At 72.9% G+C, this 13,045-nt stretch carries 11 protein-coding genes and 1 tRNA gene; 4 read left to right on the top strand and 8 right to left on the bottom strand.

Annotated elements, in window-relative coordinates; translation table 11 throughout:
• Window positions 1-74: 74 nt before the first annotated feature.
• Window positions 75-1,124: an LLM class F420-dependent oxidoreductase gene (locus ACGFYQ_RS15115; protein ID WP_393743818.1), complete on the bottom strand. Its 1,050-nt coding sequence runs from the start codon at window positions 1,122-1,124 to the stop codon at window positions 75-77.
• A gap of 99 nt (window positions 1,125-1,223) precedes the next feature.
• On the opposite strand from ACGFYQ_RS15115, the gene ACGFYQ_RS15120 reads away from it, so the two are divergent.
• Entirely contained in the window at window positions 1,224-2,207 is a 984-nt protein-coding gene (locus ACGFYQ_RS15120) for an aldo/keto reductase (RefSeq protein ID WP_393743820.1), read from the top strand.
• Window positions 2,208-2,296: 89 nt separating this feature from the next.
• The gene (locus ACGFYQ_RS15125) at window positions 2,297-4,717 is read left to right on the top strand and encodes an ATP-binding domain-containing protein (RefSeq protein ID WP_393744049.1); all 2,421 of its coding nucleotides are present in this window, start codon (window positions 2,297-2,299) and stop codon (window positions 4,715-4,717) included.
• A gap of 43 nt (window positions 4,718-4,760) precedes the next feature.
• Here ACGFYQ_RS15125 and ACGFYQ_RS15130 read toward each other — a convergent pair whose 3' ends face one another.
• Entirely contained in the window at window positions 4,761-5,429 is a 669-nt protein-coding gene (locus ACGFYQ_RS15130) for a hypothetical protein (protein ID WP_393743822.1), read from the bottom strand.
• A gap of 47 nt (window positions 5,430-5,476) precedes the next feature.
• Here ACGFYQ_RS15130 and ACGFYQ_RS15135 point away from each other — a divergent pair, with 47 nt between their 5' ends.
• Window positions 5,477-5,665 (top strand): DUF5703 family protein, encoded by a 189-nt coding sequence (locus tag ACGFYQ_RS15135; RefSeq protein WP_031146791.1) that lies wholly within the window; start codon window positions 5,477-5,479, stop codon window positions 5,663-5,665.
• Window positions 5,666-5,704: 39 nt separating this feature from the next.
• Here ACGFYQ_RS15135 and ACGFYQ_RS15140 read toward each other — a convergent pair whose 3' ends face one another.
• The 3 genes from ACGFYQ_RS15140 to ACGFYQ_RS15150 form a co-directional block, all read right to left on the bottom strand.
• Window positions 5,705-6,478, bottom strand: coding sequence for a chaplin (locus ACGFYQ_RS15140; protein WP_393743824.1), 774 nt, complete (start codon window positions 6,476-6,478; stop codon window positions 5,705-5,707).
• A gap of 136 nt (window positions 6,479-6,614) precedes the next feature.
• Entirely contained in the window at window positions 6,615-6,848 is a 234-nt protein-coding gene (locus ACGFYQ_RS15145; protein ID WP_393743826.1) for a chaplin, read from the bottom strand.
• A 130-nt stretch (window positions 6,849-6,978) separates the two neighbouring features.
• Entirely contained in the window at window positions 6,979-8,304 is a 1,326-nt protein-coding gene (locus ACGFYQ_RS15150) for a M20/M25/M40 family metallo-hydrolase (protein ID WP_393743828.1), read from the bottom strand.
• Between the two features lie 167 nt (window positions 8,305-8,471).
• On the opposite strand from ACGFYQ_RS15150, the gene ACGFYQ_RS15155 reads away from it, so the two are divergent.
• Window positions 8,472-8,556: transfer RNA gene (locus tag ACGFYQ_RS15155), tRNA-Leu, on the top strand.
• Between the two features lie 117 nt (window positions 8,557-8,673).
• Here the strand turns inward: ACGFYQ_RS15155 and ACGFYQ_RS15160 are convergent.
• From ACGFYQ_RS15160 to ACGFYQ_RS15170, 3 genes are all read right to left on the bottom strand, one after another.
• A complete protein-coding gene (locus tag ACGFYQ_RS15160; RefSeq protein ID WP_393743830.1) occupies window positions 8,674-10,113 on the bottom strand; it encodes an amino acid permease in 1,440 nt (479 codons plus the stop codon).
• A gap of 220 nt (window positions 10,114-10,333) precedes the next feature.
• Window positions 10,334-11,878 (bottom strand): APC family permease, encoded by a 1,545-nt coding sequence (locus ACGFYQ_RS15165; protein WP_393743832.1) that lies wholly within the window; start codon window positions 11,876-11,878, stop codon window positions 10,334-10,336.
• 53 nt (window positions 11,879-11,931) lie between these two features.
• A complete protein-coding gene (locus tag ACGFYQ_RS15170) occupies window positions 11,932-12,879 on the bottom strand; it encodes a hypothetical protein (RefSeq protein ID WP_393744051.1) in 948 nt (315 codons plus the stop codon).
• Window positions 12,880-13,045: the final 166 nt, after the last annotated feature.

Raw genomic sequence — 13,045 nt, forward strand, 5'->3', positions numbered from 1 at the left:
TGTGTCGGCCGTGGCGGGGAAGACCCCCCGAGCCCCCACCACGGCCGCAGGACCAGATGTTCGAACGGCGCGGGTCAGGCGAGACCGGCCAGCTCCATGGCCTCGGTGCCGGCCCGCAGGGCGGCGATCCGCTCGTCCAGGGTGAATCCGGCCGGGGCCAGCGTGAGAGTGGTGACGCCGGCCTCCGCGTAGGCCCGCATCCCGTCGGCGATCCGCTCCACGGGGCCCAGCAGGGTGGTGGAGTCGATCAGCGAATGCGGGACGGCCGCGGCCGCGCCGGTCTTGTCGCCCGCCAGGTACTTGTCCTGGATCTCGGCCGCTTCCTTCTCGTAGCCCATGCGCTGGGCCAGCTGGTTGTAGAAGTTCTGCTTCCGGCTGCCCATGCCGCCCACGTACAGGGCGGTGTACGGGCGGAACATGTCCGCCAGCGCGGGCACGTCCTCGCCGAGGGCCAGCGGCACGGTCGGGCACACGTCGAAGCCGTCCATGGTCAGCCCGGCCTTCTCGCGGCCCGCCCGAATGTGGGTGAGCGCGGTCGCCTCCAGGTGCTCGGCGGCCGGGAAGATCAGCAGCGCGCCGTCGGCGATCTCGCCGGTCTGCTCCAGGTTCTTGGGCCCGATGGCGGCGATGTAGAGCGGGATGTGCTCGCGCTCGGGGTGCACGGTCAGCTTCAGCGGCTTGCCCGGGCCGTCGGGCAGCGGCAGGGTCCAGTGCTCGCCCTCGTACGAGAGGCGCTCGCGGCTCATCGCCTTGCGGACGATCTCCACGTACTCCCGGGTCCGCGCGAGCGGCTTGTCGAACTTGACGCCGTACCAGCCCTCGGAGACCTGCGGGCCGGAGACGCCGAGGCCGAGCCGGAAGCGGCCCTTGGTGAGAGAGTCGAGGGTGGCCGCGGTCATGGCCGTCATGGCGGGCTGACGGGCCGGGATCTGGAGGATCGCGGAGCCGACGTCGATCCGCTCGGTCTGGGCGGCGACCCAGGCGAGGACGGTCGGGGCGTCGGAGCCGTAGGCCTCGGCGGCCCAGCAGACGTCGTAGCCGAGGCGGTCGGCCTCCTGTGCGACGGCGAGGTTGTCGGCGTCCATGCCCGCACCCCAGTAGCCGAGATTGATGCCGAGCCGCATTGTCGTCCCCTTACCGATTTACCGATCAGTAACGTGCATGTCCGGGGACTGTAGCGCGCCCGGAGCCCATCCGTCAGCGCCCCAGTAGTCTCAGCGCTCATGGAGCAGAGGCATCTCGGCCGCACCGGACTGCGCGTCTCCCGGATCGGCCTCGGCACCCTGACCTGGGGCCGCGACACCGGCGAGGAAGCCGCCGCCGAACAGGTGAAGACGTTCTGGGAGGCGGGCGGCACGCTCGTCGACACGGCCGACGCGTACGGCGGCGGGGAGGCGGAGTACCTCCTCGGCCGGCTGGTGGGCGGGCTGGTCCCGCGCCGGGACCTGGTGATCGCGACCAAGGCGGGCAGCGTGTCGGATCCGGACCGGCGCTTCGACGGCTCGCGCGGGCACCTGCTGGCCGCGCTCGACGCCTCGCTGGACCGGCTGGGCACCGACTACGTCGACCTCTGGCAGGTGCACGCCTTCGACCCGGCGACCCCGCTGGAAGAGACCCTGCAAGCACTGGACCTGGCCGTGAGCAGCGGCCGCGCCCGGTACGCCGGGGTGGCGGGCTTCTGCGGCTGGCAGCTGGCGAAGGCGGCCACCTGGCAGCTCGCGGCCCCGGGGGTACGGACCCGCCTGGCCTCGACGCAGATGGAGTACTCGCTGCTCCAGCGGGGCGTGGAGCGGGAGGTGCTCCCCGCCGCGCTGGACCTGGGCATCGGGCTCCTCCCCTCCTCCCCGCTGGGGCGCGGGGTCCTGACGGGCAAGTACCGGGGCGGCACCCCGGCGGACTCGCGCGGCGCCTCGGAGACCCTGGCCGCCCTGGTGGACCCGTACCTGGACGAGGCCGCGGGCCGCATCGTGGACGCGGTGGTGACGGCGGCCCAGGGGCTGGCCGTGACCCCGCTCCAGGTGGCCCTGGCGTGGATCCGCGACCGGCCGGGGGTGGTCGCGCCGATCGTCGGCGCGCGGACGTCGGCGCAGCTCGCGGCGGCTCTGTCGGTGGAGGCCCTTAGTCTTCCGGAGGAGATCTGCCGGGCGCTGGACGATGTTTCGGCGCCCGTGCACCGCTACCCCGATCAGGACTGGAGCACGCTGTGAGTACGGACCGCCAATCCGAAGCCGCCGCCGCGGAGGAAGCCGGCCCCGACTCGGCCCAGGCCGGACCGAACAGCACGGAGGACACCCCCATGACCCGAGCCGCCGCCCCGGAACCCCTGGCCGACGCCGAAACCGGTGCAGGCGGTCCGGGCGCGGAACCCCCGGCCCCCGAGCCGTCGGCGCAGGCCGTACCGACCACGGACCCGGCGGAGGGAGCCGAAGGCGCTGCCCGCAGCGAAGCCCCCGGGGTTCCGGAGGCACAGCCCCGGAACCCCGAGCCGCAGGCGCCCGCCGCAGGCCGGGACGAGGTTCCGGCGGCGGAGCCGCTGGAGGGGGCCGAAGGCCCTGCCCGCGACGAAGCCGAAGAGCGGGGTCCAGGGGCGGAGCCCATGGTTTCGGGAAGGGGCGGGGTGGGGGAAAGCCCCGCAGGGCCCACCCACGAGACCGACGAACAGGCCACGACAGACGGCCCTGAGGGCGCCGACGGATCCGGGGAGCACGCCCCCGTTGCCGGGGCGGAGGCATCCGAGGAGGCCGACGGCGAAGCCGGGACCGAGACACCGGCACAGCCCGAGCTCAGCGAGGCGCAGGCCGAGCTGGCCGCGCAGAAGGTCGAGCGGGAGCGGATCGCCCGCCGCAAGGCCGAGCGGGAAGGGCCCGTCGAGGCCGGGGCGAAGCTCAGCGGGAAGGCCGCGGACCTGCTGGCCGCCGTACGGGCCGTGGAGAGCGGGGCGAAGCCCCCCGCCGTGTACTTCGACGAGGCCCCGGCCGCGCCGCGCAAGGCTGCCCCCGCTCCGCCGCCGCCGCCCCGCAGGACGGCACAGGCGCCGGCCGCCGCCCCCTCCGCCGACACCGTCGACGGCGTACGGGCCGTCCTGGCCCGCGGTGGCGCCCCCGAGGCACTGGCCGCCCCGGCCGCGGCGGCGCTCGGCGACGACGCCGCCGGCCGGCTCACCGAGAACCCCTGGCTGCTGCTGTCGGTGCCCGCCGTCCGCCCGGCCCAGGCGGACGGGTTCGCGCGGGCCCTGCTGGGCCCCGAGGCCGGTCCGGGCGACGAGCGCCGCACGGCCGCCCTGGTGGGCTGGCTGCTGGTCCAGGCCGGGCTCAAGGGGCACACCGCGCTGGAGGCCCCGGTCCTGGAGAAGGCCCTCGCCCAGTACGGCGTACCGGAGCCCGCCGAGGCCCTGGAACAGGCCGTCGCCGAGGGGTCGGTGCTGGTGTTCCACGAGCCCGTCGGCCCGCCGGTGGGTGAAACCACCGAGGACACGGAGCAGCCCGTCCGGATCCTGGTGGGCCTGGAGGGCTCGGCGATGGCCGAGGAGAGCCTGGCCGACGGCCTGGCCCGGATCGCCAGCACCTTCGACGCCCCGGCCGACTGGGAGAAGGCCGCCACCGGACCGGGCGCCGAGCTGATCCGCGCGGTCGCGGGCCACGGCCTGGTCGCGCACACCGGCGGCGAGGCCGCCCGCGCCGAACCGCTCGCCCTGCTGGCCGCCGCCCGCGAACTCGGCCTGCGCGCCTGCCTGGCCGCGCACGTCCCCTCGGCCGAGGGCGTCACGGTCACCGGGCTGCTCGCCGGGGCGGAGGGGCCCGGCCGGGACGCCGACGGACAGTTCGCGCTGGACCTGCTGATCGTGCTGGACGCGCCGCAGCTGGACGTGGAGACCGCCGCCGCCCTGGTGGAGTCCGTCCCGGACGGGGCCCGCCTGGTGCTCTCCGGGGATCCCGGGGTGCTCGGTTCCGCGGGGGCCGGGCGGGTGTTCGCCGATCTGCTGGCGGCCCGTACCTGCCCCCAGGTGGTCTCCCGCGTCCCGGACCCGGGCCCCCTGGGCGAGCTGGTCTCGGGGGTCGGCATCGGGGAGCTGAACCAGGTCGAGGCCCCCGGCAAGGAGGTCGTCATCGTCCCGGTGCGCGACGCCGGGGAGGCCGTGCACCGTGCCGTGCAGCTGGTGGCCGAGTCGGTGCCCCGTGCCTTCGGGATCCCGGCGGACAGCGTGCAGGTGATCACCCCGGGCCACGGCGGTTCGGCGGGTACCCGGGCGCTGAACGCCGCCCTCAAGGAGCGGCTGAACCCCGGTCCCGGCCGGTTCGGCGGCTTCGACCCCGGCGACCGGGTGGTCCACGTGCCCTCCCCCGGGCGGGCCCTGCCGGCCCGGGTGGTATCGGCCGACGCGCAGGGCCTGCACCTGGACCGGGCGGGCGAGCGGGTCGTCGTAGCGAAGGAGCTGGTCGAGTCCCAGGTGCGGCACGGCTGGGCGGTCACCGCGCACCAGGCCGTGGGCGCGCGCTGGCCGGCGGTGGTCGTCGTACTGCCCGGTGACGCGGCGCAGGCGCTGTCCCGGGACTGGGTGTACACCGCGTTCGGGCGGGCCGAGCGGCACCTGTCCGTGGTGCACGGCGTGGACCAGGCGCTGCCGCGTGCGGTGGCGGAGGTGCTGCCGAAGCCGCGCACGACCCGGCTGACGGGCCTGCTGGCGGCCCTCGCCGCGGCGGGCGGGCAGCCGGAGTAACCGGCGGACGGTCCCCGCCCCGAGGGGCGGGGACCGCGTCGGATCAGGCCGTGGTCAACCCCGGCTCCGCGGTCTCGTCCTCGTCCTCACCCTCGTCCTCGTCGAACTCGTCGGCCTCTTCGTCGAATACGGCGCTGACGTCGAACCGGTGCAGCACGTCCTCCGGATCGGTGTTGCCGAAGGGCGAGTTGAGCCACTCACCCGGTTCGGCGACCTCCTCCGAGGCCGCGATCCACAGGGTGGAGTCGCCCTCCTCCAGCCCGAACTCCTTGTAGCGGGAGGCGATCTCGTCGGGCTCGTACTCACCGAAGAGCACGCCCAGCGCGCCGGCCGTGCCGCCGTCGTGGACCAGCTCGGCCTCCCGGTCGTGCGCGGCGACGCGCTCGGCCTGGGCGATCAGCCGCGGCGGCTCGACCACGGCGTAGTCGCGGCGGATGAGCACGCTGAAGGCGGCGGGCTCGGCGGGACCGGTGTACGGGACGCCGTCCTCGGGGGTGGGGATCTCGAAGGGGGTGACCTCGTCGTAGCGGTCGTAGAGGAGTTCGTCGTACTCCTCGGCGGCGGCGGCGAGTTCGTTGAACGCGGCGTAGACGTCCGGGTCCTCGTCCCCGGTCCTGCGCTCGACCGCGGCGAGGTGGCGGTCGAGCGCGGCCTTGACCGCCTCGGCGGCGGCGCGTACCTCGGCAACAGTGGGCAGAGCGGCATCAGACATAGAGCAGACGCTATCCGTAGCAGGGCTCTGCCCGCACAATAGATGCGATGCCGGAATACGAATTTGTCGACGTGTACGTGCCCCGCGGCGTCCCTCGCAAGGAGGCGACGCGCCTGCTGACCGATCATGCCGAGTACGGGAACTGGGAGCTCGACCGCCTGACCCTGCACCGGGACGGCAGCCGCCGTGTGCGACTGCGCCGCCGGATCATCCGCCAGGTCCGCGCCACCTGGTGACGCGGGTCCTGGGGGCAGGACCCGCGTCGTGAAGAGCCGTCAGGCGGCGTTGCGGGCGCGCCGGTAGAGCACGGCGCCGCCCAGCAGCAGGCCGCCGGCGAGCGGGAGGCCTGAGGTCAGGACGTCACCGGCGCCGGTGGCGGCGAGACCGGCCGGCTCCGACGGGCCGGGGGTCCCGACGCTCGCGCCGAGCCCCTGGGCCGGGTGCGTGACGGGGGTGGCGGGCGTGACGGGGCCCGTGGCGGGACCGGTCTCCGTACCCGGCGTGCTCGGCTTGTCCGGGGTGCTCGGCGTGTGACCGCCGGGCGTGCCCGGGTGCTCCGGGTGGTCGTCGCACGGTACGTCGTCGCCGCCTCCCGGGTTACCGGGATGGCCCGGGGTGCCCGGGTGATCCGGGGTGCCCGGGTGACCGGGGTGACCGGGGTGACCGGGGTGACCGGGGTGACCGGGGTGACCCGGGGTGTCCGGGTTGTGACCTCCGGGAGTGCCCGGGTTTCCGGGGTGGCCCGGGGTGCCCGGGTTGCCGGGGTGGTCGGGCTTCCCCGGCTCGGCGCCGTGGTCCGGACCGTTGGAACAGTGGTTCCCGAAGGCCGGGTTCAGCAGCCCGATGACGTCGATGGTGTTGCCGCAGACGTTCACCGGTGCGTCCACGGGCGCCTGGACGTTGTTCCCGGACAGGAGGCCCGGGGAATTGGCGGCATGGCCGGAGGCTCCGGCGTCCGCCTGTGCGTACCCTCCGCCCAGCGCCAGAACACCCCCCGCGGCCGCCATGGTGATCAGGCTCTTCCTGGTGACCTGTACCGGTCGTCGCATGTGTCTCGTCCCCTGCTGTGTGTACGTCGGCGCTTCGGTTCCCCTGCCTGATGCGCCGAAGATGATCGATCGGGCCGGAAAGCCCAGCGGCCCCGGAGCGCTGGAATGCGCTCCGGGGCCCAAGACTTCAGACGCGTCAGGCGTTGACGCAGGTGTTGCCGAAGGCCGGGTTCAGCAGGCCGATGATGTTCACCGTGTTACCGCACACGTTGACCGGCACGTGGACCGGGACCTGGAGCACGTTGCCGGACAGGACACCGGGGGAGCCGATGGCCGCACCCTGGGCAGTGGCGTCGGCGTGAGCCAGACCCGCGCCCGCGAGAACCAGGCCACCGGTGGCAGCCGCAGCGGCGACAACCTTCTTGATCATTGTTCCTCCTAGTAGGCAATTGCGGTCCCAGCCGCGGACCGCACCACCTGTAACGAGGAAGGATCACCAGGGCTACGAGCGTATGAGTGCATTCACTCTTCTCAGTGGTTTGCGCACACCTCTGCGATTCTCAGGCGTTGTCGATGAATCGGTCGAGGACGCGCACGCCGAACTTCAGCCCGTCGACCGGCACCCGCTCGTCCACGCCGTGGAACATCCCGGCGAAGTCCAGCTCGGGCGGCAGCTGCAGCGGCGCGAAGCCGAAGCAGCGGATGCCCAGGTCGTCGAAGGACTTGGCGTCCGTACCGCCCGAGAGCATGTACGGGACGGCCCGCGCGATCGGGTCCTCCGCCTTCAGGGCGCCCTGCATCGCGTCGACCAGACGGCCGTCGAAGTCCGTCTCCAGCGCCTTGTCCCCGTGCACGTCCTCGCGCTTGACCCGGGGGCCGAGGATGCGGTCGAGGTCGGCGAAGAACTCGTCCTCGTAGCCCGGCAGGAAGCGGCCGTCGACGTGGGCCGTCGCCTGGCCGGGGATGACGTTGACCTTGTAGCCGGCGCCGAGCATGGTCGGAGCGGCGGAGTTGCGCAGCGTCGCGCCGACCATCTTGGCGATGCCGCCGAGCTTGGCGAGCGTGGCGTCCATGTTGTCCGGGTCCAGCGGGGTGCCGAGCGCGTCCGAGAGCTCGTCCAGGAAGCTCCGTACGGTCTTGGTCACGCGCACCGGCCACTGGTGGCGTCCGAGCCGCCCCACGGCCTCGCAGAGCTCCGTGATGGCGTTGTCGTTGTTGGTCATGGAGCCGTGGCCCGCGGTGCCCTCCACCGTGAGCCGCATCCAGTGCATGCCCTTCTGCGCGGTCTCCACGAGGTAGAGCCGCAGGTTCTCGTTCACCGTGAAGGAGAAGCCGCCGACCTCGCCGATGGCCTCGGTGACGCCCTCGAAGAGCCCCGGGTGCTTGTCGACGAGGTGCCGGGCCCCGTAGATGCCGCCCGCCTCCTCGTCGGCGAGGAAGGCCAGCACGATGTCGCGCGGGGGCTTGCGCCCGCTGCGCATGCGGTCGCGTACGACGGCCAGCGTCATCGCGTCCATGTCCTTCATGTCGACGGCGCCGCGGCCCCACAGGCAGCCGTCGGCGATCTCGCCCGCGAACGGGTCGTACGTCCAATCGGCGGCGTTGGCCGGAACCACGTCGGTGTGCCCGTGGATGAGCAGCGCGGGCCGGGAGGGGTCCTCGCCCTCGATCCGCGCCACCGTCGAGGCGCGCCCCTTGTGCGACTCGAAGATCCGCGGCTCCAGCCCGACCTCGGCGAGCTTCTCCGCGACCCACTCGGCCGCCTTGCGTTCGCCGGGGCCCGAGTGGTCCCCGTAGTTGCTGGTGTCGATCCGGATGAGGTCCCGGCAGAGGTCGACGACCTCGTCCTCGCCGGAGACGGTCCTGCCCGCGCTCGACTCGCTCACGCTGCTTCCTCCCACTGATCAGTACCGAACTGACTCCATCCTCCCGCTCCCGGCCGTTCTCCCCAAGGGCGATCCCCGGCCGCCCGGGGGGTGATCGAGGACCCCGGAATGTTTGGTAATGTTTTCCACGTCGGAACGGCCCGCGAGGGACGCGAGACAGACACCTTGTCCGGGTGGCGGAATGGCAGACGCGCTAGCTTGAGGTGCTAGTGCCCTTTATCGGGCGTGGGGGTTCAAGTCCCCCCTCGGACACAAGAGAAGGACCCCGCTTCGGCGGGGTCCTTTTTCGTTGCCCGCGACCCGTGCGGAAACGACCACGGGGCCCCGCGCGTAGCGGGACCCCGTGGACGGGCAGGACGGCCGGGACGGTCAGTCGCGGGCGGCGGCGAGGGCGGCCACGCGGCGGCGGACCAGGAACCAGCCGCCGACCAGGGCGGCGCCGATGGCCGGGACGAACATGACCGTGGTGCGGCCCACACCGCCGTCGCACCACATCAGGACCAGGACCGCGACGAGGAAGACCAGCGTGACGATCTGGGTGTACGGGGCCCAGGGCAGGCGGTAGGCGGGGCGTTCCACCCGGCCCTGCTTCGCGCGGCTCCAGAAGAACAGCGAACAGATCATGACCATCGCCCAGGTGCCGAGGATGCCGAGCGAGGCGAAGTTGAGGACGAGCTCGAAGGCCTCCTCCTCCATGAAGTAGTTCAGGACGACACCGGCGACGCCGAAGGCGGCGGTGAACAGGACTCCGCCGTAGGGGACCTTGCCCTTGTTCATGCGGGCGGTGAACTTCGGCGCGGAACCGGAGATGGCCATCGAGCGCAGGATCCGGCCGGTGGAGTAGAGGCCGGAGTTCAGGCTGGAGAGGGCGGCCGTCAGGACGACGAGGTTCATGACGCCGGCGGCGCCGGGGACGCCGAGCTTGTCGAAGACGGTGACGAAGGGGCTCTGGTCGGAGCTGTACTCCGTGTACGGGAGCAGCAGCGCGAGCAGGACCACGGAGCCGACGTAGAAGAGGCCCACGCGCCACATGATCGAGTTGATCGCCTTCGGCATGATCTTCTCGGGGTTCTCGGTCTCGCCGGCGGCGACGCCGCAGAGCTCGACGGAGGCGTACGCGAAGACCACGCCCTGGATCACCAGGAGCATCGGGAGGACGCCGGAGGGGAAGAGGCCGCCGTTGTCGGTGATCGAGTCCAGGCCCGGGGTGTGGCCGCCGATCTCGTGGCTGGTGGCCACGAGCCAGATGCCGACGATCAGGAAGACGACCAGGGCGGCGACCTTGACCAGGGAGAACCAGAACTCCATCTCGCCGAAGTACTTCACCGAGATCAGGTTCGCGGTGAGGACGACGGCGAGGGCGATGAAGGCGAGGACCCACTGGGGGACGTCGGTGAACAGCGACCAGAAGTGGGCGTAGGTCGCGGCGGCCGTGATGTCGGCCACGGTGGTCGTGGACCAGTTCAGGAAGTACAGCCAGCCGGCCGTGTAGGCGCCCTTCTCGCCCATGAACTCGCGGGCGTAGGAGACGAAGGCTCCGGAGGAGGGGCGGTAGAGCACGAGCTCGCCGAGGGCCCGGACGACGAAGAAGGCGAAGACCCCGCACACCGCGTAGGCGATCGCGAGGGAGGGGCCGGCTCCGGCGAGGCGGCCGCCGGCGCCGAGGAACAGGCCGGTGCCTATCGCCCCGCCGATCGCGATCATGTTGATGTGGCGGGACTTGAGGTCCTTGCTGTAGCCCTCGTCACCGGCGTCGACATGGCGGGAAGACGCCGGGGCCGGAGCCTCGGTCAAGGTGCGGTCACTCATGTATGACTTCGCCTTCGTGGGGGTCGGACAGGCAGGCCCGGACCGCCGCGCAGGGGAGCTGGGTGGTGTCCCCTGTGCAGCGGTTCGGTCGTTTTGATCGCCCCAGGAGACCATGGGGGTCCGCCAGCCGCCAAAATCGGCCCACACGCACCGAAGCCCCCGACGACCTTGGAAAGGGGTGTCGGGGGCTTCATGGGCGCTGGAAAGCCAGGCCCTGGGCTCAGTCGGCGGTGGTCGCCTCTGCCGCCTGGTCGAGGCGGAAGGCCTCGTTGCCCAGGCCGATGCGGGCGTGCACCTCGGGGCGCCGGCTGCGCAGCACCGCCCCGTGGACCAGGCCGGTCACGACGGCGGCGCCGATGATGCCCGGCAGCGCCCAGCTGAGCGCGGAGCCCTCCTCGGCACCGACCAGGACACCGAAGTCCTTCACGGTGTAGACGGCGATGGCGAGCAGCGCGATACCGGCGGCGCCGGCCGCGACGAGCCGCCAGACCTGGGCGCCGGCGGTGCCGCGGCGGACGAAGAAGGCGATGACGGCGAAGGAGGCGGCGGCCATGAGGAGGGTCACACCGAGGGCGCCGACGCTGCCCATCCAGGTGAACAGGTGCAGCACGGGGGCCGTGGGGTCGCCCGCGGGCAGGTCGTCGGTGACGGCGAAGGCGATCACGACGAGGGCGGCGATGGCGGTCTGCAGGAGGGAGCCGGTGCCGGGGGCGCCGGTACCGGCGTTGGTCCGGCCGAAGGCGGCCGGGAGCAGGCCCTCGCGGCCCATCGCGAAGGCGTAGCGGGCGACCACGTTGTGGAAGCTGAGCATGGCCGCGAACATGCCGGTCACGAAGAGGACGTGCAGGACGTCGGTGAACGTGGCGCCCAGCCGCTCCTCGGTGAGCTGGAAGAGCAGCCCCGGGCCGGCCTCGGCGGAGGTCTTGACGACCTCGGCGGGGCCGGTGGCGACGGTCAGGGCCCAGGCGCTCAGGGCGAAGAAGAGGGCGACGAAGCCGACGGCGAGGAACATCACCCGGGAGACGACGATGTGCGGCTTGCTGGTCTCCTCGGCGTACACCGGGGACTGCTCGAAGCCGACGAACGCGGCGATGCAGAAGCAGAGGGCGGTGCCGAGGCCGGGGCCGCTCAGGGTCTCGGGGTTGAAGGCGTGCAGCGAGAGGCCTTCGGCGCCGGGCTTGCCGAGGGCGGCGAGGTCGAAGACGACGACGAGGGCGCACTCGATGAGGAGGAGGACGCCGAGCACCTTGGCGTTGAGGTCGATCTTGAGCCAGCCGAGGGCGCCGGTGGCGGCCACGGCGAGCAGGGCCGGTATCCACCAGGCGAGTTCGATCTTCAGGTAGGTGGCGAAGAGGCCGGATATCTCGAAGCCGAGGATGCCGTAGACGCCGACCTGCATGGCGCTGTACGCGACGAGGGCGACGAGGGAGGCCCCGGCGCCCGCCGTGGGACCGAGGCCGCGGGCGATGTAGGCGTAGAAGGCGCCGGCGTTGTGGACGTGGCGGCTCATCTCGGCGTAGCCGATGCTGAACAGCGCGAGGACGGCACCGAGGATGACGAAGAGCAGCGGCTGGCCCACGATGCCCATGACGCCGAAGGTGGTGGGCATCACGCCCGCGACCACCATCAGGGGCGCGCTGGCGGCGAGTACGGAGAGCAGCAGGCCGGCGGTGCCGAGGCGGTCGGCGCGCAGGGCGCGGTCCTGGCCCTTGTACGTGCGGATCTCGGCCGGGTCCTGGAGCGTGGTCGATCTGCCCGTGGGCATGGCGGCGTCCTTTCGGGGGTGTGGGCGGTGCGGGGGCTTTCGGGGGTGCGGTGTCAGGCGGTGCCGAGCGCGGCGCTGCGCGCGGCGAGGAAGGCCTTGTGCGGGTCGAGGTCCGGGTAGGACCAGGGGGCGCGGGTGGCGTGGCTGCCGATGCGGTGGAACAGGGCGGCGGCCTCGGCGGGGCGGCCCTCGCAGAGCTTGGCGTGGGCGAGGAAGTTGAGGTCGACGCGGTTGCGGGGGTGGTCCTCGCGCTCCCACTCCAGCCACCAGTCGAAGGCGGAGCGCAGCACCTGGCGGGCGCGGCGGCCGGACCAGTGGGCGGCGGCGCTCTGGGGGCTGTGGCCGTGCGTGGCGGCGAGCACCCGGTAGCGCTCGGCGTGGGCGATGACGGGGAGCACGGCGAGCGGGGAGTCGGCCGGGGACTCCTCGGCGGCCCAGGCGGCGAAGTCGTAGACCTCGTGGAGGGGGTCCTGGCCGGCGGCGGGGGTGTGCTCGGCGAGTTTGGCGACCATCAGGTGGTGGGCGTGGTGGTGCTCGCGGTGGCGTGCCCGGACCTGGTCGAAGTGGCGGCTGAACTCCTCCTCGCTGCCGAAGGTCTTGGACAGGAGCAGGAGGCCGAGCCAGGGGGTGGGGTCGGCGGGGAGCAGGGTGGCGGCCCGGCGGCAGGCTTCCTCGGCGGCGGCCGGTGTGCCCTTGCGGCGCAGGGCGGTGAAGACGGCGGCGCAGGCGAGGAGGGTGGCGGCGTCGGCGCTCTCGGGTTCGGCGAGCAGCCATTCGCGGGCCCAGGCGGTGGCCGCCGGGGTCTCGGCGAGGACGACGACGCGGTGGCCGCGGCGGTCCCAGTCGTCGCCGGTGCCGACGAGCAGGGACCGGGCCCGGGACCAGCGGCCCTGGGTGAACTGGGAGCGTACGTCGACGAGTTCGGCGTCGCAGAGGGCCGGGTCGAAGAGCTGGGCGTCGCGCTTGCGGGCGCGGCCGAGGGGCGGCGGAGGCGGGGACATCCGCGGGTTTCCCTCCAGGACGCGGGCGGGCACGGTGCGAACGATGGCCGGAACAGGTGTATGGCGCACGGGAGTTGTCCGGCCGGGTGGTACGAGATCAAGCCGTTTCGCTGACGATCCGGATGATCACGCACAGCAAACCGGTACGCACAGCTCCACGTCAAGG

This window comes from Streptomyces sp. NPDC048258 (assembly GCF_043201995.1).
Lineage (GTDB): Bacteria > Actinomycetota > Actinomycetes > Streptomycetales > Streptomycetaceae > Streptomyces.

Excerpts from the sequence above, each read along its gene's own strand:
- ACGFYQ_RS15115 (WP_393743818.1), bottom strand. The coding sequence starts at position 1,124 with ATGCGGCTCGGCATCAATCTCGGCTACTGGGGTGCGGGCATGGACGCC.
- ACGFYQ_RS15120 (WP_393743820.1), top strand. The coding sequence starts at position 1,224 with ATGGAGCAGAGGCATCTCGGCCGCACCGGACTGCGCGTCTCCCGGATC.
- ACGFYQ_RS15125 (WP_393744049.1), top strand. The coding sequence starts at position 2,297 with ATGACCCGAGCCGCCGCCCCGGAACCCCTGGCCGACGCCGAAACCGGT.
- ACGFYQ_RS15130 (WP_393743822.1), bottom strand. The coding sequence starts at position 5,429 with ATGTCTGATGCCGCTCTGCCCACTGTTGCCGAGGTACGCGCCGCCGCC.
- ACGFYQ_RS15135 (WP_031146791.1), top strand. The coding sequence starts at position 5,477 with ATGCCGGAATACGAATTTGTCGACGTGTACGTGCCCCGCGGCGTCCCT.
- ACGFYQ_RS15140 (WP_393743824.1), bottom strand. The coding sequence starts at position 6,478 with ATGCGACGACCGGTACAGGTCACCAGGAAGAGCCTGATCACCATGGCG.
- ACGFYQ_RS15145 (WP_393743826.1), bottom strand. The coding sequence starts at position 6,848 with ATGATCAAGAAGGTTGTCGCCGCTGCGGCTGCCACCGGTGGCCTGGTT.
- ACGFYQ_RS15160 (WP_393743830.1), bottom strand. The coding sequence starts at position 10,113 with ATGAGTGACCGCACCTTGACCGAGGCTCCGGCCCCGGCGTCTTCCCGC.
- ACGFYQ_RS15165 (WP_393743832.1), bottom strand. The coding sequence starts at position 11,878 with ATGCCCACGGGCAGATCGACCACGCTCCAGGACCCGGCCGAGATCCGC.
- ACGFYQ_RS15170 (WP_393744051.1), bottom strand. The coding sequence starts at position 12,879 with ATGTCCCCGCCTCCGCCGCCCCTCGGCCGCGCCCGCAAGCGCGACGCC.